General features: G+C 61.3%; 20 protein-coding genes. 14 read left to right on the top strand and 6 right to left on the bottom strand.

Annotation, left to right across the window (positions count from 1 at the left end):
- Nucleotides 1–3 precede the first annotated feature (3 nt).
- Entirely contained in the window at nt 4–909 is a 906-nt protein-coding gene (gene argB / locus AB4O08_RS13285) for an acetylglutamate kinase (protein WP_010207505.1), read from the top strand.
- Between the two features lie 201 nt (nt 910–1,110).
- Here the strand turns inward: argB and pyrE are convergent, their stop codons facing one another.
- Nucleotides 1,111–1,755: an orotate phosphoribosyltransferase gene (gene pyrE, locus AB4O08_RS13280; protein WP_021492595.1), complete on the bottom strand. Its 645-nt coding sequence runs from the start codon at nt 1,753–1,755 to the stop codon at nt 1,111–1,113.
- Nucleotides 1,756–1,837: 82 nt separating this feature from the next.
- Here pyrE and AB4O08_RS13275 point away from each other — a divergent pair, with 82 nt between their 5' ends.
- Nucleotides 1,838–2,617, top strand: coding sequence for an exodeoxyribonuclease III (locus AB4O08_RS13275; RefSeq protein WP_003195493.1), 780 nt, complete (start codon nt 1,838–1,840; stop codon nt 2,615–2,617).
- A gap of 58 nt (nt 2,618–2,675) precedes the next feature.
- Here the strand turns inward: AB4O08_RS13275 and AB4O08_RS13270 are convergent, their stop codons facing one another.
- A complete protein-coding gene (locus tag AB4O08_RS13270; RefSeq protein WP_044288063.1) occupies nt 2,676–3,047 on the bottom strand; it encodes a DUF4870 domain-containing protein in 372 nt (123 codons plus the stop codon).
- 22 nt (nt 3,048–3,069) lie between these two features.
- Nucleotides 3,070–3,792 (bottom strand): ribonuclease PH, encoded by a 723-nt coding sequence (gene rph, locus AB4O08_RS13265; RefSeq protein ID WP_010207511.1) that lies wholly within the window; start codon nt 3,790–3,792, stop codon nt 3,070–3,072.
- A gap of 185 nt (nt 3,793–3,977) precedes the next feature.
- On the opposite strand from rph, the gene AB4O08_RS13260 reads away from it, so the two are divergent.
- The 6 genes from AB4O08_RS13260 to AB4O08_RS13235 all read left to right on the top strand — a co-directional run bounded on the left by AB4O08_RS13260 (nt 3,978) and on the right by AB4O08_RS13235 (nt 9,274).
- Complete coding sequence (locus AB4O08_RS13260) at nt 3,978–4,841, top strand: YicC/YloC family endoribonuclease (protein WP_010207512.1); 864 nt, start codon at nt 3,978–3,980, stop codon at nt 4,839–4,841.
- Between the two features lie 10 nt (nt 4,842–4,851).
- Nucleotides 4,852–5,472, top strand: a complete 621-nt coding sequence (gmk, locus tag AB4O08_RS13255) for a guanylate kinase (RefSeq protein WP_010207513.1) — start codon at nt 4,852–4,854, stop codon at nt 5,470–5,472.
- Nucleotides 5,473–5,639: 167 nt separating this feature from the next.
- The gene (gene rpoZ / locus AB4O08_RS13250; protein ID WP_003176920.1) at nt 5,640–5,903 is read left to right on the top strand and encodes a DNA-directed RNA polymerase subunit omega; all 264 of its coding nucleotides are present in this window, start codon (nt 5,640–5,642) and stop codon (nt 5,901–5,903) included.
- Between the two features lie 60 nt (nt 5,904–5,963).
- Entirely contained in the window at nt 5,964–8,069 is a 2,106-nt protein-coding gene (spoT, locus tag AB4O08_RS13245; protein ID WP_016975931.1) for a bifunctional GTP diphosphokinase/guanosine-3',5'-bis pyrophosphate 3'-pyrophosphohydrolase, read from the top strand.
- A 24-nt stretch (nt 8,070–8,093) separates the two neighbouring features.
- Nucleotides 8,094–8,474, top strand: coding sequence for a RidA family protein (locus AB4O08_RS13240; protein ID WP_003176922.1), 381 nt, complete (start codon nt 8,094–8,096; stop codon nt 8,472–8,474).
- 56 nt (nt 8,475–8,530) lie between these two features.
- Nucleotides 8,531–9,274: a hypothetical protein gene (locus AB4O08_RS13235; RefSeq protein WP_010207518.1), complete on the top strand. Its 744-nt coding sequence runs from the start codon at nt 8,531–8,533 to the stop codon at nt 9,272–9,274.
- A 124-nt stretch (nt 9,275–9,398) separates the two neighbouring features.
- Here AB4O08_RS13235 and AB4O08_RS13230 read toward each other — a convergent pair whose 3' ends face one another.
- Nucleotides 9,399–10,250, bottom strand: a complete 852-nt coding sequence (locus AB4O08_RS13230; RefSeq protein WP_021492593.1) for an SDR family oxidoreductase — start codon at nt 10,248–10,250, stop codon at nt 9,399–9,401.
- A 189-nt stretch (nt 10,251–10,439) separates the two neighbouring features.
- Between AB4O08_RS13230 and exbB the strand changes: the two genes are divergently transcribed.
- The 6 genes from exbB to AB4O08_RS13200 all read left to right on the top strand — a co-directional run bounded on the left by exbB (nt 10,440) and on the right by AB4O08_RS13200 (nt 17,352).
- Entirely contained in the window at nt 10,440–11,420 is a 981-nt protein-coding gene (gene exbB / locus AB4O08_RS13225; RefSeq protein WP_010207521.1) for a tonB-system energizer ExbB, read from the top strand.
- A 6-nt stretch (nt 11,421–11,426) separates the two neighbouring features.
- Nucleotides 11,427–11,852, top strand: a complete 426-nt coding sequence (gene exbD / locus AB4O08_RS13220) for a TonB system transport protein ExbD (protein WP_003195519.1) — start codon at nt 11,427–11,429, stop codon at nt 11,850–11,852.
- Entirely contained in the window at nt 11,849–12,598 is a 750-nt protein-coding gene (locus AB4O08_RS13215) for a TonB family protein (protein WP_010207522.1), read from the top strand. The genes exbD and AB4O08_RS13215 overlap by 4 nt, the downstream gene beginning before the upstream one ends.
- Nucleotides 12,599–12,819: 221 nt before the next feature.
- On the top strand, nt 12,820–13,740 hold the full coding sequence (locus AB4O08_RS13210) for a hydrogen peroxide-inducible genes activator (RefSeq protein WP_010207523.1): 921 nt from the start codon (nt 12,820–12,822) through the stop codon (nt 13,738–13,740).
- Between the two features lie 8 nt (nt 13,741–13,748).
- The gene (gene recG / locus AB4O08_RS13205; protein ID WP_042570952.1) at nt 13,749–15,824 is read left to right on the top strand and encodes an ATP-dependent DNA helicase RecG; all 2,076 of its coding nucleotides are present in this window, start codon (nt 13,749–13,751) and stop codon (nt 15,822–15,824) included.
- Nucleotides 15,825–15,951: 127 nt separating this feature from the next.
- A complete protein-coding gene (locus AB4O08_RS13200; protein WP_010207526.1) occupies nt 15,952–17,352 on the top strand; it encodes an aminoacyl-tRNA deacylase and HDOD domain-containing protein in 1,401 nt (466 codons plus the stop codon).
- Nucleotides 17,353–17,469: 117 nt separating this feature from the next.
- On the opposite strand, the gene AB4O08_RS13195 is transcribed toward AB4O08_RS13200, so the two are convergent.
- Together AB4O08_RS13195 and tagQ are read right to left on the bottom strand one after the other, a co-directional pair.
- Complete coding sequence (locus AB4O08_RS13195; RefSeq protein ID WP_010207528.1) at nt 17,470–17,844, bottom strand: hypothetical protein; 375 nt, start codon at nt 17,842–17,844, stop codon at nt 17,470–17,472.
- Between the two features lie 124 nt (nt 17,845–17,968).
- Nucleotides 17,969–18,889 (bottom strand): type VI secretion system-associated lipoprotein TagQ, encoded by a 921-nt coding sequence (tagQ, locus tag AB4O08_RS13190; protein WP_010207530.1) that lies wholly within the window; start codon nt 18,887–18,889, stop codon nt 17,969–17,971.
- Nucleotides 18,890–18,917: the final 28 nt, after the last annotated feature.

The following is an 18,917-nucleotide window of genomic DNA, read 5'->3' as shown; positions in this document are numbered from 1 at the left end:
TGAATGACCCTCGAACGCGAAGCCGCTGCCAACACTGCCAAGGTCCTGTCCGAAGCGTTGCCGTACATCCGACGCTACGTCGGCAAGACGCTGGTGATCAAGTACGGCGGCAATGCCATGGAAAGCGACGAGCTGAAAACCGGCTTTGCCCGCGACATCGTGTTGATGAAAGCCGTGGGGATCAACCCGGTGGTGGTCCACGGTGGCGGCCCGCAAATCGGCGACCTGCTCAAGCGCTTGTCGATCGAGAGTCACTTCATTGATGGCATGCGCGTCACTGACGCGCAGACCATGGACGTGGTGGAGATGGTCCTCGGTGGCCAGGTCAACAAGGACATCGTCAACCTGATCAACCGTCACGGCGGCAGTGCCATCGGCCTGACCGGCAAGGACGCGGAGCTGATCCGGGCGAAAAAACTGACCGTGACCCGTCAGACGCCGGAAATGACCCAGCCGGAAATCATCGACATCGGCCAAGTGGGCGAAGTGATCGGCATCAACACCGACCTGCTGAACCTGCTGGTCAAGGGCGACTTCATTCCGGTGATCGCGCCGATCGGTGTGGGTGCCAATGGCGAGTCCTACAACATCAACGCCGACCTGGTGGCCGGCAAGGTGGCCGAAGCACTGAAAGCTGAAAAGCTGATGCTGCTGACCAACATCGCCGGCCTGATGGACAAGCAAGGCAAAGTGCTGACCGGCCTGACCACCCAACAGGTGGACGACCTGATCGCCGACGGCACCATCTACGGCGGCATGCTGCCGAAGATCCGTTGCGCGCTGGAAGCGGTGCAAGGCGGCGTCGGCAGCTCGCTGATCATCGATGGCCGGGTACCGAATGCGGTACTGCTGGAGATCTTCACGGATACCGGCATGGGCACGCTGATCAGTAACCGCAAGCGTCCTTAAACGCCAAAAACTAAAAAGCCCCGCTCAATCCGATTGAGCGGGGCTTTTTTATGGACGCTGATTTTGCAGCAGTGCGGAGATCCCCTGTGGGAGCGGGCTTGCTCGCGAAAGCGGTGGATCAGTCAGCACCTGTATCACTGAAAGACCGCCTTCGCGAGCAAGCCCGCTCCCACGCAAGCCCACTCCACAGGTTTTACTGTGTCAGACGCCGAATTGCTCGCGGTACGCACGCACCGCCGGCAGGTGCTGCTTGAGCTGCGGATCATCCTCCAGGAACTGCAACACCTGGTTCAACGACACGATGCTCACCACGGGAATGCCAAAATCACGCTCCACTTCCTGGATCGCCGACAACTCACCGTTGCCACGCTCCTGGCGGTTCAGCGCGATCAGCACACCGGCGGCCTTGGCGCCGTCCTGGGACGCGATGATCTGCATCACTTCACGGATAGCCGTACCGGCCGTGATCACGTCATCGATGATCAATACATCGCCGGTCAGCGGCGCACCCACCAGGCTGCCGCCTTCGCCATGAGCCTTGGCTTCCTTGCGGTTGAAGCACCACGGCAGATCGCGCCCATGATGTTCCGCCAGGGCCACGGCCGTTGCAGCTGCCAGGGGGATACCCTTGTAGGCCGGGCCAAACAGCACGTCGAAGGAAATACCGCTTTCAACAATGGCTGCCGCGTAGAAACGCCCCAACTGAGCCAGGGCCGAACCCGAGTTGAACAAGCCCGCATTGAAGAAGTACGGGCTGGTGCGCCCGGACTTGAGGGTGAACTCACCGAAGCGCAAAACCCCGCGATCGATGGCAAAACGAATGAAATCGCGTTGATACGCCTGCATGAAAAAAGCCTCAGATACCACGGATTTAGCTAATTAGGTAGACGGCGTGTATCATACACGCACGCGATTTTTGGGGCCATTTATGCGGATCATCAGTGTGAACGTTAATGGTATTCAGGCTGCAGTCGAGCGTGGTTTGCTCAGTTGGCTGCAAGCCCAGAATGCCGACGTCATCTGCCTGCAGGATACCCGCGCCTCCGCCTTTGAACTGGACGACCCAGCCTTCCAACTGGATGGCTACTTCCTTTATGCCTGCGATGCCGAAGTGCCCACCCAAGGTGGCGTGGCTTTGTATTCGCGGTTGCAACCCAAGGCGGTCATCAGCGGCCTCGGCTTCGAGACAGCCGACCGCTACGGGCGCTACCTGCAAGCCGATTTCGACAAGGTCAGCATCGCGACCTTGCTGCTCCCTTCGGGGCAGAACGGCGATGAAGACTTGAACCAGAAGTTCAAGCTAATGGACGATTTCGCCCGTTACCTGGATAAACAGCGACGCAAGCGTCGCGAGTACATTTATTGTGGCTCGCTGTACGTGGCGCAACAGAAGCTGGATATCAAGAACTGGCGCGACAGCCAGCAATCCCCGGGCTTCCTGGCGCCGGAACGTGCCTGGATGGACGAGATTGTCGGCAACATGGGCTATGTGGATGCCCTGCGCGAAGTCAGCCGCGAAGGCGACCAGTACAGCTGGTGGCCGGATAACGAACAGGCTGAGATGCTCAACCTGGGCTGGCGTTTCGACTACCAGTTGCTGACCCCAGGTCTGCGCCGGTTCGTCCGCAGTGCACGCCTGCCACGCCAGCCACGCTTCTCGCAGCATGCGCCGCTGATCGTGGACTACGACTGGACACTGACCATCTGAGGTCTTTTTCCAGCCACAAAAAAACCGACATCGCTGTCGGTTTTTTTGTGGGCGCTCATTATTTGATCACACGCCAGGTCAACGGGTAGCGATAGGGAATCCCTTTGTTGGCCTTGATGCTGCCGATGATGGTCAGCACGATCGTGGCGACCGCCAGGGCAAACATCAGGAAAAACCCAACCACCGCGAAGGCCAGCACGATGCAAGCCATCCAGGCGATGGCCACGGTGATCTGGAAGTTCAAGGCTTCCTTGCCTTGATCATCAATGAACGCATCCTTTTCCTTCTTCATCTGCCAAAGGATCAATGGCCCCACGACACTGCCGAAGGGGAACACAAACCCCAGAAACGCCGCGAGATGGCACAACATTGCCCCCTGGCGCACTTCGTAGGAAGGCGTCGGCACCGGCACTTGGCTGTTGTCATTCATGGCGTTTCTCCTTGAGGCGGGCTCAGTCAGCCAGGGCGGCGTTCTGCAACTCGAAGATTTCGGTCATGCCTTTCTGGGCCAGGGCCAGCATGGCATTCAGGTCGGCCGGCTGGAATGGCGCGCCTTCGGCGGTGCCCTGCACTTCGATGAAACCACCGGTGCTGGTCATGACCACGTTCAGGTCGGTTTCGGCGGCCGAGTCTTCCAGGTAGTCCAGGTCCAGCACGGGCTCGCCCTGATACATGCCTACCGACACAGCGGCGATCATTTGCTTGAGCGGGTCGCCCGCCTTCAGGCCGCCGCGCTTCTTGATCACTTTCAGTGCGTCAACCAGGGCCACCATGGCGCCGGTGATGGACGCGGTACGGGTGCCGCCGTCGGCCTGGATCACGTCGCAGTCGACGTACAGGGTCACGTCGCCCAGCTTGGACATGTCCAGGGCTGCGCGCAGGGAGCGGCCGATCAGGCGCTGGATTTCCAGGGTACGACCGCCCTGCTTGCCACGGCTGGCCTCACGCTGGTTACGCTCGCCGGTGGCGCGCGGCAGCATGCCGTACTCGGCGGTCAGCCAACCCTGGCCCTGGCCTTTAAGGAAGCGCGGCACGCCGTTTTCAACGCTGACGGTGCAGATGACCTTGGTATCGCCAAACTCGACCAGTACAGACCCCTCGGCGTGTTTGGTGTAGTTGCGGGTGATGCGGATCGAGCGGAGCTGATCGGCAGCGCGACCACTTGGACGTTTCATAGGGAGACACCTGTACTGAGGACGAAAAACTGCCGAGCATTATAGAGCCGCGAGCCGATTCGGGGCACTGCTAAAAAATTCGGTTACGAATGCTCGGGTTTGGGCGTGTCCGCCCCACTGCGCTACAATCCTGCGCCTTCTTAATCATCAGCCCGTGTTTTCGGGCTGCAACGCGAGGTACCTCCATGGTGCACAGCATGACCGCCTTCGCGCGCGTCGAGAAAGCCGGCGTCCAAGGCACCCTGAGCTGGGAGCTGCGCTCGGTCAACAGCCGTTACCTGGAGCCGCACCTGCGCCTGCCGGAATCGTTCCGCGACCTCGAAGGCGCCGTGCGTGAAGCGCTGCGCCAGGGTATTTCCCGTGGCAAGCTGGAATGCACCCTGCGTTTCACCGAAGAAACCACCGGCAAAGCCTTGCAGATTGACCGCGACCGTGCCGCGCAACTGGTCGCCGCCGCCGAAACCATCGCCGGACTGATCAAGCAGCCCGCCGCGCTCAACCCGCTGGAAGTGCTGGCCTGGCCCGGCGTGCTGGTGGCCGACGCCACCGACCCGCAAGCCCTCAACGCTGAAGCCCTCGCCCTGTTTAACCAGGGTTTGAAGGAGCTGAAAGCCGGCCGCGAGCGCGAAGGTGCCGAACTGGCCCGCTTGATCAACGAGCGCCTGACCTCCATCGAAGAAGATGTTGTCACCTTGCGCGAACTGGTGCCGCAAATGCTCGCCACCCAGCGCCAGAAGGTGCTCGACCGCTTCACCGACATGAAGGCCGACCTCGACCCGACGCGACTGGAACAGGAAATGGTCCTGCTTGCGCAAAAGAGCGATGTCGCCGAAGAGCTGGATCGCCTGAGCACCCACATCCTCGAAGTGCGCCGAGTGCTCAAGTCCGGCGGTGCCGCCGGTCGGCGCCTGGACTTCCTGATGCAGGAACTCAACCGCGAAGCCAATACACTGGGCTCCAAGGCATTCGATCCGCGCAGCACCACCGCGGCGGTCAACCTCAAAGTGTTGATCGAGCAGATGCGCGAACAAGTACAGAATATTGAGTAAGGCAACCTCCATGACCCACAGCACCGGCACCCTTTACATCATTTCCGCCCCGTCGGGCGCGGGCAAAAGCAGCCTGGTCAAGGCCTTGACCGACGCTGACGAGCAGATCCGCATCTCGGTCTCCCACACCACCCGCGCCATGCGCCCAGGTGAGGTGAACGGCGTGCACTATCACTTCGTCGAGCGCACCGAGTTCGTCAAGATGATCGAACACGGCGACTTCCTGGAACGCGCCGAAGTGTTCGGCAATCTCTACGGCACCTCGCAGAGCCACTTGCAGCAGACCCTGGACGAAGGCCACGACCTGATCCTGGAAATCGACTGGCAAGGCGCCGAACAAGTGCGCCGGCTGATGCCCCAGGCGCGCTCGATCTTCATCTTGCCGCCGTCGCTGGAAGCCTTGCACCAGCGCCTGACCAATCGTGGCCAGGACAGTGACGAGATCATCGAAGGCCGCATGCGCGAAGCCGTCAGTGAAATGAGCCACTACGTCGACTACGACTACCTGATCATCAACGACGATTTTGCCCACGCACTGGATGATTTGAAGGCGATTTTCCGCACCAATCAACTCCAGCAAAAGCGTCAGCAACAGCGTTTCGGCAAATTACTGGCCGAACTGCTCGGTTGATTGGCTCTTCCCAAAACCGCTGCAAGGGCTTTACATTGGCACTTGTAGCGGTTTTGCGAGGGCCTGCGAGAAATCAGCGCTTCCCTAAACGCTGGTGATTTTTTAAACTGTTCAGTCCGCTCGCCCAACCGGGCAGCGCGCATCTTGCATTCGCTCCGAGGAATACCATGGCCCGCGTAACCGTTGAAGACTGCCTAGAACACGTGGATAACCGCTTTGAGCTGGTCATGCTCTCTACCAAGCGTGCCCGTCAACTGGCCACTGGCGGCAAAGAGCCCCTGGTCCAGTGGGAAAACGACAAGCCTACTGTTGTAGCCCTGCGTGAAATCGCTGAAGGCCTGATGAGCTACGAGTTCATCGCCAACGCTGAAATCGTTGAAGACGAACCGCTGTTTGCAGCGTTCGAGGACGAGTCCAACGAGGCCGTCTAAGCCTATGCCTGGTCGACGTAGCACGGCGCGGGGTCACAGCCAACGGCAGGAGTTCACACTTTGCCGAGCATAGACGCCCTCGCCGATCGCTTATCGGCCTACCTCGGCCCAGACCAGGTCAACCTGGTCCGCCGAGCGTATTTCTACGCCGAACAAGCCCACGACGGTCAGCGCCGCCGCAGTGGCGAGGCGTATGTCACCCATCCTCTTGCGGTGGCAAATATTCTTGCCGATATGCACATGGACCATCAGAGCCTGATGGCTGCGATGCTGCATGACGTGATCGAAGACACCGGTATTGCCAAGGAAGCGCTCAGCGCGCAATTTGGCGAAACCGTGGCCGAACTGGTCGACGGGGTCAGCAAACTGACCCAGATGAACTTCGAAACCAAAGCCGAAGCCCAGGCGGAAAACTTCCAGAAGATGGCCATGGCCATGGCCCGCGATATCCGGGTGATCCTGGTCAAGTTGGCCGACCGGCTGCACAACATGCGCACGCTGGAAGTGCTGTCCGGCGAAAAACGCCGGCGCATCGCTAAAGAAACCCTGGAAATCTACGCCCCCATCGCCAACCGGCTGGGCATGCACGCCATTCGTATCGAATTCGAAGACCTCGGTTTCAAGGCCATGCACCCGATGCGTTCGGCGCGCATCTACCAGGCGGTCAAGCGCGCGCGTGGCAACCGCAAGGAAATCGTCAACAAGATCGAAGAGTCGCTGAGCCACTGCCTGGCGATCGACGAGATCGAGGGCGAGGTCAGCGGGCGGCAGAAGCATATCTACGGCATCTATAAAAAGATGCGCGGCAAGCGCCGGGCCTTCAACGAGATCATGGACGTGTATGCGTTCCGGATCATCGTTGACAAGGTGGACACCTGTTATCGCGTGCTGGGCGCTGTACATAATTTGTACAAACCTTTGCCAGGCCGCTTCAAGGATTACATCGCGATCCCCAAGGCCAACGGCTATCAGTCGCTGCACACCACGTTGTTCGGCATGCACGGGGTGCCGATCGAGATCCAGATCCGCACCCGCGAAATGGAAGAGATGGCCAACAACGGCATTGCTGCCCATTGGCTCTACAAATCCAGCGGCGACGAGCAGCCCAAAGGCACCCATGCCCGCGCCCGCCAGTGGGTCAAGGGCGTGCTGGAAATGCAGCAACGGGCCGGCAACTCCCTGGAATTTATCGAAAGCGTGAAGATCGACCTGTTCCCGGACGAGGTCTACGTATTCACACCCAAAGGCCGGATCATGGAGCTGCCCAAAGGCTCCACGGCGGTCGACTTTGCCTACGCCGTGCACACCGATGTGGGTAACAGCTGCATCGCCTGTCGGATCAATCGTCGTCTCGCGCCGCTGTCCGAACCGCTGCAGAGTGGCTCCACGGTCGAGATCGTCAGCGCCCCGGGCGCACGCCCGAACCCGGCCTGGCTGAACTTCGTGGTCACCGGCAAGGCCCGCACGCACATCCGTCACGCGCTCAAATTGCAACGCCGCTCCGAGTCCATCAGCCTGGGCGAACGCCTGCTGAACAAAGTCCTCAACGGTTTCGACAGCGCCTTGGACAAGATTCCTACAGAGCGCGTGCAAGCGATGCTCCACGAGTACCGCCAGGAAACCATCGAAGACCTGCTGGAAGATATTGGCCTGGGCAACCGCATGGCCTATGTAGTCGCCCGCCGCCTGCTCGGCGAAGGCGAACAGCTGCCCAGCCCCGAAGGTCCGCTGGCGATTCGTGGTACCGAGGGCCTGGTGCTCAGCTACGCCAAATGCTGCACACCGATCCCCGGCGACCCGATTGTCGGCCACTTGTCGGCCGGTAAAGGCATGGTGGTGCACCTGGACAACTGCCGCAACATCACCGAAATCCGCCACAACCCGGAAAAATGCATCCAGCTCTCATGGGCCAAGGATGTCACCGGCGAATTCAACGTCGAGCTGCGGGTGGAGCTGGAACACCAGCGCGGCCTGATCGCCCTGCTCGCCAGCAGCGTCAACGCGGCCGACGGCAACATCGAGAAGATCAGCATGGACGAACGCGATGGCCGCATCAGCGTGGTTCAACTGGTGGTCAGCGTGCACGACCGCGTGCACCTGGCCCGTGTGATCAAGAAACTGCGCGCCTTGACCGGGGTCATCCGCATCACCCGTATGCGTGCATAACCGCTCTACTACAAGGAGTCATTCATGACCAAGACTGTTATCACCAGTGACAAGGCCCCAGCCGCGATCGGCACCTACTCCCAGGCGATCAAGGCGGGCAACACCGTCTACATGTCCGGCCAGATCCCGCTGGACCCAAAGACCATGGAACTGGTGGAAGGCTTCGAAGCACAGACCGTACAGGTCTTCGAAAACCTCAAGTCGGTCGCCGAGGCTGCCGGCGGCTCGTTCAAAGACATCGTCAAGCTGAACATCTTCCTCACCGACCTGAGCCACTTCGCCAAGGTCAACGAGATCATGGGCAAGTACTTCGAACAGCCGTACCCAGCCCGCGCCGCCATCGGCGTTGCCGCCCTGCCAAAGGGTGCGCAGGTTGAGATGGACGCGATTCTGGTCATCGAGTAAAACACCCGGCGCAGCCCCCATAGGCTGCGCCGATTTCGTTTCAGAAGGATTTCATGATGCGCAAAGCGCTTGTAGCCTCATCACTGCTCGCCCTGTTGCTTGGCGGCTGCGCCAGCAACCCTGCCGACCGGGATGCGGGCGGCACCTGGATCAACCAGGTCGCCATCGATGCGGCAGCCAAAGGCGGCCCTTTGCGTGAAGCCCTGCAAAGCTTCGGCCCGAACCTCGAATGGGAGGTCAATACCAAGGCCTCGCAGGCACGCTACTACAACGGTTTTGAAGTAGCGGAAGGCAAGTTGCTGAGTGAAAAATCCGGCGCCTGGAGCGTGGACTTCTACGGCAGCTCCGCCACCGAACTCAAGCGCAAAGGCAAGCAACTGCTGCAAGTGGCTAATGATAACGAGCCTGAACAGTTGTTCGCCCGCCCCAAAGAGCCTGCGCCGGACGGTGCGCCCATCGGCGCCAACTTTGAGCGTGCGTTGTATGCAGCCTACATGGGCGGCGACTGGAAGATCAGCGACGGCTTCGGCAGCGGCGCCATCGTACAGTTCCAGGCTAACGGCAAGGTCGCCGGCCTGCCGAATGTCGATCAGTACTCGCTGTGCCTGGCGGGCGATTGCGCGTCCATGAGCGGCGGCTACGACAGCATCTGGCTGCAACTGAATGGCCAGGGCAATCCGTGGATCTTTATCCGCAAGGGTAAACAACTGGAGATCTTCCAGGCGGTCAACACCGCGCAGGCGGATGAAGTGCCTTCGTTTACGCCAGGCCCACGCCAGTGGTTGCTTGAAAAGCAATAAGTAGCCGAACGCAGACCCAAATGTGGGAGCGGGCTTGCTCGCGAAAGCGGTGTATCAGCAACACATTCAGTGCCTGACACTGCGCCTTCGCGAACAAGCCGGCGCCCACATTTTTCACCGCATTTCAGCCTTTGAGGATCGCCGCGTAGCCTTCCCGGTAAGTTGGGTACGTCGGCACCCAACCCAGCGCCTTGATACGCGCATTGCTGCATTGCTTGCTGCCGGCGCGCCGCACACTGGCGTCATCGGCCCATTCGGTCACACCCAGGTACTCGCGCAACCAGTCCACCACTTCGGCCAGTGGCGCGGGCGCATCGTCGACGCCGATGTAGACCTTGTCCAGCGAACCGCCCTTTTCTACATGCCGCAACAAAAAGGCCAGCAAACCCGCAGCGTCTTCCGCGTGAATGCGGTTGCCATATAAAGGTGGGTCGATTGCGACGCGGTAGCCTTGGCGAACCTGAGTCAGCAGCCATTCGCGACCGGGGCCATAAATGCCCGTCAGGCGCACGATACTGGCCGGGATGCCGCTGTTGAGCGCCACCTGCTCAGCCTCCAACATGACTTGCCCGGAATATCCCTTCGCCTGGGTTTCCGACGTTTCGTCGACCCACTCACCCTTCTGCTGTCCGTAGACACTGCTGCTGGATACAAACAGCAGGTGCTTCGGCTCCTGGCCGTAGTCGCCCAGCCACTCCAGCACATGTTTCAGCCCTTGTACGTAAGCGGCGCGATAGCCAGCCTCGTCGTGATCCGTCGCAGCGGCGCAGTACACCAGGTAATCCACCCCGCCGATCGGCCAGGTGTCAGGGCACTCCTTCTTGAACAAGTCCCCGGCAATACCGATCACGCCATCAGGCAGCCGCGAAATATCGCGGCGCAGGCCATGGACCTCCCATTCCGAGGCCAGCAACTGGCTGGCCAGCCGACTACCTACATCGCCACAACCGGCTATCACAACAGAAGGCGCTGCCATCACAAAAAACTCCGTACTGAAAGGTCTAGGTTAGCCTTCGCAGATGACCGTCGGCCAGAAAAAGGACAAATAAAGTAACTGTATTACTTTTGTTAACAAGAATTACTTGCAATAATAACCGCCCATTTGTCCTCGACCCCATGGGTCTGGAAGGACGATCACTCATTTTTTTACTCAGGTCCGGCCAGCATGACACGTAATACAACCCCCGCTTCGCCAACCAAGCTTCACAGCCCATCCCGCGCCTGGCGTGCGATTGCTGCGCTGCTGTTCAGCGTACTGCTGGCACCGACCGCTGCCTTCGCTGACGCCACCGCGCCAGCCACCCCGGCTGCAGCCGAGCAAAACGCCGCGGCACCGGCCGCTCCCGCCGCAGCGCCCGCTGCTACCGACCCGGCCCAGGCTGCTGACCCAGCCTCCGCCGACGAGACCGGGGTGGTTCTGGAAGGAGACAACACCCTGGGCATGGCCCACGACCTGTCGCCATGGGGCATGTATCAGAACGCTGACGTGGTAGTGAAAGCCGTCATGATCGGCCTGGCCATCGCCTCGATCATCACCTGGACCATCTGGATTGCCAAAGGCTTCGAGTTGCTGGGCGCCAAACGTCGCCTGCGCAACGAAATCGTCCACCTGAAAAAGGCCACCACCCTCAAGGAAGCCAGCGAAAGCGCGACCAAGAAAGGCACCCTGGCCAACACCCTGGTGCACGACGCGCTGGAAGAAATGCGCCTGTCGGCCAACACCCGCGAAAAAGAAGGCATCAAGGAACGTGTGGCCTTCCGCCTGGAGCGCCTGGTGGCGGCCTGCGGTCGTAACATGAGCAGCGGCACCGGCGTGCTGGCGACCATTGGTTCGACCGCGCCCTTCGTCGGTCTGTTCGGTACCGTGTGGGGCATCATGAACAGCTTCATCGGCATCGCCAAAACCCAGACCACCAACCTTGCCGTCGTTGCCCCAGGCATCGCCGAAGCCCTGCTGGCTACCGCCCTGGGCCTGGTTGCCGCGATTCCTGCGGTGGTGATCTACAACGTCTTCGCCCGTTCGATTGCCGGCTACAAGGCTCAGGTATCGGACGCGTCGGCAGAAGTCCTGCTGCTGGTCAGCCGCGATCTCGATCACCTGCCTACCGAGCGCAGCTCGCAACCGCACATGGTGAAAGTGGGGTAATCGGCCATGGGCCTGCATTTGAATCAAGGCGACGACGAACTCGTCGAGAACCACGAAATCAACGTCACGCCGTTTATCGACGTGATGCTGGTGCTGCTGATCATCTTCATGGTGGCGGCACCGTTGGCGACCGTGGACATCAAGGTTGACCTGCCCGCGTCCAGCGCCAAGCCGGCGCCGCGGCCGGAGAAGCCGATCTTCCTCAGCGTCAAGGCGGACCAACGCCTGTTCCTGGGTGAAGAAGAAGTCAAGGCTGAAACCCTGGGGCCGGTGCTCGACGCCAAGACCCAAGGCAAGAAAGACACGACGATCTTCTTCCAGGCTGACAAGGGCGTGGACTACGGCGACCTGATGAGCGTGATGGATGCCCTGCGGGCAGCCGGCTACCTCAAGGTAGGCTTGGTCGGACTTGAGACGGCAGCCAAGAAATGATCACGACGCGCCACAAACTGACGCGTTATGGCACCAGCCTCGCCGTCGTACTGGGCGTGCATGCCGTCGCGATCGCTATCGCGCTTCATTGGTCAGCGCCGCGTACGGTGCAGTTGCCGCCGGCGGCCATGGTCATCGACCTGGCACCGATGCCCGCACCGCCACCGCCAGCGCCGCCCAAGGTGGTGACGCCGCCGCAGCCGCCTGCACCGGTGGAAGAGCTGCCCCTGCCGAAACTGGCCGAGGCACCCAAGCCAACGATCCAGGTGCCCAAGCCGGTCAAACCCAAGCCCAAACCACAGCCGCCGAAGCCAGTGGAGAAGAAGATCGAGCCGCCCAAGGAGAAACCCTCCGAGGATCCGCCGAGCGACGCTCCACCAACCCAGGCACCGGCTGAGAAATCGGCCCAGCCTGTACCAGGCCCCTCTCCGCAGCAAATCGCAGCGAAGGCATCCTGGGAAGGCACCCTGCTGGCTCACCTGCAGAAGTACAAGAAGTACCCCCCAGGCGCCCAGGCCCGTGGCAAGGAAGGCCTGAACCGCCTGAAGTTCGTGGTCGATGCCGACGGCAACGTGCTGTCCTACGAGTTGGTGGGCCGCTCCGGCAACGCCGACCTGGACCGCGCCACCCTGGATATGATCCGCCGTGCCCAGCCGTTGCCCAAGCCACCGGCAGACATGCTCAGAGGCGGCAGTATCGAGATCGTTGCACCGTTCGTGTACAACATCGAGAAACGCCGCCGCTAAGGGTTGCAGGCATCAGCTTGTGTAGGAGCTGGCTTGCCTGCGATAGCATCACCTCGGTGCAATTGATAGACCGAGGTGCCTGCATCGCGGGCAGCCCAGATGGGTTTATCGCATCAGCAAAATCACCGATATTCCCCGCTCAATCCCCAGCAAAGTTCTGATAACGTGCGTCTATCGATTGCAGCCGGTATGCTTGGCCCGCAACCTCATGGACGCCCGCTATGACTCTTACAGAATTACGCTACATCGTTACCCTCGCCCAAGAGCAGCACTTCGGCCACGCGGCCGAGCGTTGCCATGTCAGCCAGCCGACGCTGTCGGTGGGCGTGAAAAAGCTTGAAGACGAACTCGGTGTGCTGATTTTCGAGCGCAGCAAGAGCGCCGTGCGCCTTACGCCGGTGGGTGAAGGCATTGTTGCCCAGGCCCAGAAGGTGCTGGAGCAAGCGCAGAGCATTCGCGAACTGGCCCAGGCCGGCAAGAACCAGCTGACCGCACCGCTGAAAGTCGGCGCCATCTACACGGTCGGCCCGTACCTGTTCCCGCACCTGATCCCGCAACTGCACCGCGTCGCACCGCAGATGCCGTTGTATATCGAAGAAAACTTCACCCACGTGCTGCGCGACAAACTGCGCAACGGCGAGCTGGACGCGATCATCATCGCCCTGCCGTTCAACGAAGCCGACGTGCTGACCCTGCCGCTCTACGACGAGCCGTTCCAGGTGCTGATGCCGGCCGACCATCCGTGGACCAAAAAAGACACCATCGACGCCGCCTTGCTCAACGACAAGAGCCTGCTGCTGCTCGGCGAAGGCCACTGCTTCCGCGACCAGGTCCTGGAAGCCTGCCCGACCCTGACCAAGGGCAACGACGGCGCCAAGCACACCACCGTGGAATCCAGCTCCCTGGAAACCATCCGCCACATGGTCGCGTCCGGTCTGGGTATTTCGATCCTGCCGCTGTCAGCAGTGGACAGCCATCACTACGCCCCCGGCGTGATCGAAGTGCGCCCACTCACGCCGCCGGTGCCGTTCCGTACCGTGGCGATCGCTTGGCGCGCCAGCTTCCCACGGCCGAAAGCGATTGAGATCCTCGCCGATTCGATCCGCCTGTGCTCGGTGGCCAAGCCGACAGCTGCGAGCTAAGCAACGGTATGACTGAGCTGTCGCAGGTTTCGGTGACGGCACTCAAGGGTGTCGGTGAAGCCATGGCCGAGAAGTTGGCCAAGGTCGGCCTGGAAAACCTCCAGGACGTCTTGTTCCATTTGCCCCTGCGCTATCAGGACCGGACCCGCGTCGTGCCCATCGGCCAGTTGCGCCCTGGGCAGGATGCCGTGATCGAAGGCACCGTCAGCGGCGCCGACGTGGTGATGGGCAAGCGTCGCAGCCTGGTCGTGCGCCTGCAGGACGGCACCGGTGGCCTGAGCCTGCGCTTCTACCATTTCAGCAACGCGCAGAAGGAAGGGCTCAAGCGCGGCACCCGCGTGCGCTGTTACGGCGAAGCACGGCCCGGGGCATCGGGCCTGGAGATCTATCACCCGGAATACCGCGCGATCACCGGCGACGAGCCGCCGCCGGTCGACACCACACTCACCCCCATCTACCCGCTCACCGAAGGCCTGACCCAGCAACGCCTCCGCCAACTGTGCATGCAGACGCTGACGATGCTCGGCCCGAAAAGCCTGCCCGACTGGTTGCCGTTGGAGCTGGCCCGCGATTATCAATTGGCGTCGCTGGACGATGCGATCCGCTACCTGCATCACCCGCCCGCCGATGCCGATGTCGACGAACTGGCACTGGGTCATCACTGGGCCCAGCACCGCCTGGCCTTCGAAGAGCTGCTGACCCACCAACTGTCCCAGCAACGCCTGCGCGAAAGCATGCGTTCGCTACGTGCGCCGGCGATGCCCAAAGCCACCCGCTTGCCCGCGCAGTACCTGGCCAACCTCGGCTTCGCACCGACCGGTGCCCAACAGCGCGTCGGGAATGAAATCGCTTACGACCTCAGCCAGCAGGAGCCCATGCTGCGCCTGATCCAGGGCGATGTGGGCGCGGGCAAGACCGTGGTCGCCGCCCTCGCTGCCCTGCAAGCGCTGGAAGCCGGTTATCAAGTGGCGTTGATGGCACCGACCGAGATCCTCGCCGAGCAACACTTCATCACCTTCAAGCGCTGGCTCGAACCCCTGGGCCTGGAAGTCGCGTGGCTGGCCGGCAAGCTCAAGGGCAAGAACCGCGCGGCAGCCCTGGAACAGATTGCCGGCGGCGCACAGATGGTGGTGGGCACCCACGCGCTGTTCCAGGACGAAGTGCAGTTCAAGAACCTCGCGCTGGTGATCATCGACGAACAGCACCGCTTTGGCGTGCAACAACGCCTGGCCCTGCGTCAGAAGGGCGTGGGCGGACGTATGAACCCACACCAACTGATCATGACCGCCACGCCGATCCCGCGCACCCTGGCCATGAGCGCCTACGCCGACCTCGACACCTCGATCCTCGATGAACTGCCGCCCGGCCGGACTCCGGTCAACACCGTATTGGTCACTGACACCCGGCGTGTCGAAGTGATCGAGCGCGTGCGCGGCGCCTGTGCCGAAGGGCGCCAGGCGTACTGGGTGTGCACGCTGATTGAAGAGTCCGAGGAGCTGACCTGCCAGGCTGCCGAGACCACTTATGAAGACCTCACCAGCGCTCTGGGTGAACTCAAAGTCGGCCTGATCCACGGGCGCATGAAGCCCGCTGAAAAAGCCGCGGTGATGGCCGAATTCAAGGCCGGCAACCTGCAACTGCTGGTGGCCACCACGGTGATTGAAGTGGGTGTGGACGTACCCAATGCCAGCCTGATGATCATTGAAAACCCCGAACGCCTGGGCCTGGCGCAGCTGCACCAGTTACGCGGCCGGGTCGGCCGGGGCAGCGCCGCCAGCCATTGCGTGTTGCTCTACCACCCGCCGCTGTCGCAGATCGGTCGTCAGCGCCTGGGCATCATGCGCGAAACCAACGACGGTTTTGTCATTGCCGAAAAAGACCTGGAGCTGCGCGGCCCTGGGGAAATGCTCGGCACTCGCCAGACCGGCCTGCTGCAATTCAAGGTCGCCGACCTGATGCGCGACGCCGACCTACTGCCGGCCGTGCGCGATGCGGCGCAAGCGTTGCTCGAACGCTGGCCGGATCATGTCAGCCCGTTGCTGGATCGCTGGCTGCGCCATGGGCAGCAATACGGCCAAGTGTGACCTGAGGCTTTGTAGGCGCGGGCCAGCCCGCGCCTACAAATGAACCGCGTCACAAACCTCAGTTAGTCGACCAACAGTTGTATCAAGCTGGTTATACTTCGTTGACTGTAAGAAATTGGATCAGGCCATGTCAGAAGTTGCCCTCGCCACAGCCCCACTGACCGCCCCGCCGGTCATTCGGGCTCTGCTCGCAAAACTCGCCATCCCCTACACGGAAGTCGCCGATCTACCGGGCCTGAATCCTGCGCAAAAAATCCAGGCAGTATTGCTGGAAGACGCGGTGGGCGCACTGATGGTGCTGTTCCCGCAGAACCAGTTGCTTGACCTCAACCGCCTCGCCGAACTCACCGGTCGCCGCCTCACGGCCGTGTCGCCGGATCGCGTCGAGCGCATGCTGGGCAAACACGAACTGACCCTGCTGCCGGGCCTGCCACCGCTCACCAGTTCACCTTGCCTGTACGAAGGCAGCCTGCTCGACGAACCCAGCCTGCTGGTGCATTCGGGTGAAGCAGGCCTGTTGCTGGAGATCTCCAGAGACGCCTTCAAGACGATGCTCACCAAGGCCAGCGCCGGCCACTTCGGCGAGCCGTTGAGCAATATCCGCCCCAACCTCGACCGCCCCAATGATGACCGTGAGGAAATCACCCAGGCGATGCAGGCGTTCACCGCCCGCCGTATCCAGCAACGCCTGGAAGCGACTATCGAGATTCCACCGCTGGCCGATACCGCGCAGAAGATCATCAAGCTGCGCGTCGACCCGAACGCCACCATTGATGACATCACCGGCGTGGTCGAGACCGACCCGGCGCTGGCCGCACAAGTGGTGAGCTGGGCCGCGTCGCCGTACTACGCCTCGCCGGGCAAGATCCGCTCCGTGGAAGACGCCATCGTGCGCGTGCTGGGCTTTGACCTGGTGATCAACCTGGCGCTGGGCCTGGCACTGGGCAAGACGTTGAGCCTGCCCAAAGACCATCCGCACCAGTCCACGCCGTACTGGCACCAGTCAATCTACACCGCCGCCGTGATCGAAGGCCTGACCCGCGCCATGCCGCGCGCCCAGCGCCCGGAAGCCGGCCTGACCTACTTGGCCGGCCTGCTGCACAACTTCGGTTACCTGCTGCTGGCCCACGTGTTCCCGCCCCACTTCTCGCTGATCTGCCGTCACTTGGAGGTCAACCCGCACCTGTGCCACAGCTATGTCGAGCAACACCTGCTGGGCATCAGCCGCGAGCAGATCGGTGCCTGGTTGATGCGCTACTGGGACATGCCGGATGAGTTATCCACCGCCCTGCGCTTCCAGCATGATCCGACCTACGATGGTCAATACGCCGAATATCCGAACCTGGTGTGCCTGGCCGTGCGCCTGCTGCGCAGCCGCGGCATCGGGTCCGGGCCGGATGAAACCATCCCCGACGAGTTGCTTGAGCGCCTGGGGCTGAGCCGGGACAAGGCGGATGAAGTGGTGAGTAAGGTGCTGGATGCCGAAGTGTTGTTGCGCGAGCTGGCTTCGCAGTTCAGCCAGGGCTGAGCGACCCACACCCTGTAGGAGCGAGCTTGCTCGCGAAAAACCTGAGAACACCGCGGGGCTCCAGACACCCCGCGTCATCGTTCACGACCTTCGCGAGCAAGCTCGCTCCTACGGTAGTTACTTCTTTTTCTTCGGCTTCAAATACTTGGTCAACCCCTGGAACCAGATCACCAGCGCCGGGTTGCCCTTGATCTGGATCGACTTGTCCTGAATCCCCGTCATGAATGCCAATTGCTTGTTCTTCGCCTGCATCGTAGCGAAGCCGTAGGCGGCATCTTTAAAGGCGATGGCGAACGCCGGCGACGGGTGAACACCCGAGCGACTGGTGATGCGCTGGTCTTTGACGATGAAATGACGAGCAACCTTGCCGTCGAGGGTCTGCAGCTGGAAGGCCAGGTCTTTGTCACCCAGTTGCTGCTGGAAGGCGGGATTGGTGCGGCTGGCTTTGCCCATCATCAGGCCCAGCACCCACAGGAGAAGACGAAATTTCATGCACACGGCCTCGGTGTAATTATTGAGTGGCCGCAGCAGTTTAACGATTTGCTAAAGGAACGCCACCGATCTTGCGCATTAGCGGAAGATCGGCTGGCGTTTGACGCTTATAGCAGCATGTTGTTTAAACGTTAGGGCAAGGTACCGGTGCCCAGTCGGCCAGGTTCGGATCGCGGCAGCTGCCTTCGAGTTGTGCCTTGCCGGCGCTGGCAACCTGCTTGCTTTCAGCTTGCTTGGCCTGCACGGTCTGGATGCTCTTCTCGGTGGTGACTGCTTCTTTTGGCACAACCGGCAGCTTCTTCGCGACTTTCGGTGGCGTCTTGCCTTTCTTGGCGGGTACCGGTGGCGGCGTCACGTCGGCTTGGGCCACGGTGACTACGTCGTTACGCTGCACACCCACTTGCTGCAGGTCTTTTTCGTAGGCCTGGGTGTAGTTGTTCAGGTCTTCGCTGGCCTTGCCGTTGACGGCAACGATCAGGTCATTGGACTCCTTCAAACCCGCAACGATTTCCGCCAGGCGCTTGCGGCCTTCGGTGTCGTTGACGGTCTTGGCTTTGCGGTCGGCCACCAGCTTGGTGAACGCGCTCTGGTAGCACTGCTGCGAGGCTTTGGCGTAGGCGGTGCTGCGGTCGATATCCGATGCGCTTTTATTGAAGTCTGTGGAGTAAGAGGCAATGCGCTGGTTGTCATCGCTGATCTGCTTCTGACGCTCGGTGTAGTAACCCGCCGCGCCGCCGGCCAGGGCGCCGCCAGCGGCACCGATGGCAGCGTTACGGCCGCGCTTGTCGGAGTCGCCGGTCAGGGCGCCCAGCAGTGCACCACCGGCAGCGCCGATGGCTGCACCGGTCACAACCGACTTGGTCATGTCCGAATCGGTCGCGCGCAGGTGTTGCACCGGCTCGTAGCAGTTGGGGTAGTACTCGACCTTGGTGCTGGACGCGACCTTGGAGGCCGGCGACGTGGCGCAACCGGTCAGCACAGTACTGAAACCGGCCGCGATCAGCAGCAAGTGACGCTTGGAAACCGCCTTACGGGAAAAAAGCATAGGTGTGTTCTCGTTTAAGTTTGACTTG

This window comes from Pseudomonas sp. H3_E07, from assembly GCF_054668895.1.
The sequence above is the reverse complement of the archived record's forward strand: the minus strand, read 5'-3'. Positions and strand labels throughout refer to the sequence as shown.

Excerpts from the sequence above, each read along its gene's own strand:
- argB (WP_010207505.1), top strand. The coding sequence starts at position 4 with ATGACCCTCGAACGCGAAGCCGCTGCCAACACTGCCAAGGTCCTGTCC.
- pyrE (WP_021492595.1), bottom strand. The coding sequence starts at position 1,755 with ATGCAGGCGTATCAACGCGATTTCATTCGTTTTGCCATCGATCGCGGG.
- AB4O08_RS13275 (WP_003195493.1), top strand. The coding sequence starts at position 1,838 with ATGCGGATCATCAGTGTGAACGTTAATGGTATTCAGGCTGCAGTCGAG.
- AB4O08_RS13270 (WP_044288063.1), bottom strand. The coding sequence starts at position 3,047 with ATGAATGACAACAGCCAAGTGCCGGTGCCGACGCCTTCCTACGAAGTG.
- rph (WP_010207511.1), bottom strand. The coding sequence starts at position 3,792 with ATGAAACGTCCAAGTGGTCGCGCTGCCGATCAGCTCCGCTCGATCCGC.
- AB4O08_RS13260 (WP_010207512.1), top strand. The coding sequence starts at position 3,978 with ATGGTGCACAGCATGACCGCCTTCGCGCGCGTCGAGAAAGCCGGCGTC.
- gmk (WP_010207513.1), top strand. The coding sequence starts at position 4,852 with ATGACCCACAGCACCGGCACCCTTTACATCATTTCCGCCCCGTCGGGC.
- rpoZ (WP_003176920.1), top strand. The coding sequence starts at position 5,640 with ATGGCCCGCGTAACCGTTGAAGACTGCCTAGAACACGTGGATAACCGC.
- AB4O08_RS13240 (WP_003176922.1), top strand. The coding sequence starts at position 8,094 with ATGACCAAGACTGTTATCACCAGTGACAAGGCCCCAGCCGCGATCGGC.
- AB4O08_RS13235 (WP_010207518.1), top strand. The coding sequence starts at position 8,531 with ATGCGCAAAGCGCTTGTAGCCTCATCACTGCTCGCCCTGTTGCTTGGC.
- AB4O08_RS13230 (WP_021492593.1), bottom strand. The coding sequence starts at position 10,250 with ATGGCAGCGCCTTCTGTTGTGATAGCCGGTTGTGGCGATGTAGGTAGT.
- exbB (WP_010207521.1), top strand. The coding sequence starts at position 10,440 with ATGACACGTAATACAACCCCCGCTTCGCCAACCAAGCTTCACAGCCCA.
- exbD (WP_003195519.1), top strand. The coding sequence starts at position 11,427 with ATGGGCCTGCATTTGAATCAAGGCGACGACGAACTCGTCGAGAACCAC.
- AB4O08_RS13215 (WP_010207522.1), top strand. The coding sequence starts at position 11,849 with ATGATCACGACGCGCCACAAACTGACGCGTTATGGCACCAGCCTCGCC.
- AB4O08_RS13210 (WP_010207523.1), top strand. The coding sequence starts at position 12,820 with ATGACTCTTACAGAATTACGCTACATCGTTACCCTCGCCCAAGAGCAG.
- recG (WP_042570952.1), top strand. The coding sequence starts at position 13,749 with ATGACTGAGCTGTCGCAGGTTTCGGTGACGGCACTCAAGGGTGTCGGT.
- AB4O08_RS13200 (WP_010207526.1), top strand. The coding sequence starts at position 15,952 with ATGTCAGAAGTTGCCCTCGCCACAGCCCCACTGACCGCCCCGCCGGTC.
- AB4O08_RS13195 (WP_010207528.1), bottom strand. The coding sequence starts at position 17,844 with ATGAAATTTCGTCTTCTCCTGTGGGTGCTGGGCCTGATGATGGGCAAA.
- tagQ (WP_010207530.1), bottom strand. The coding sequence starts at position 18,889 with ATGCTTTTTTCCCGTAAGGCGGTTTCCAAGCGTCACTTGCTGCTGATC.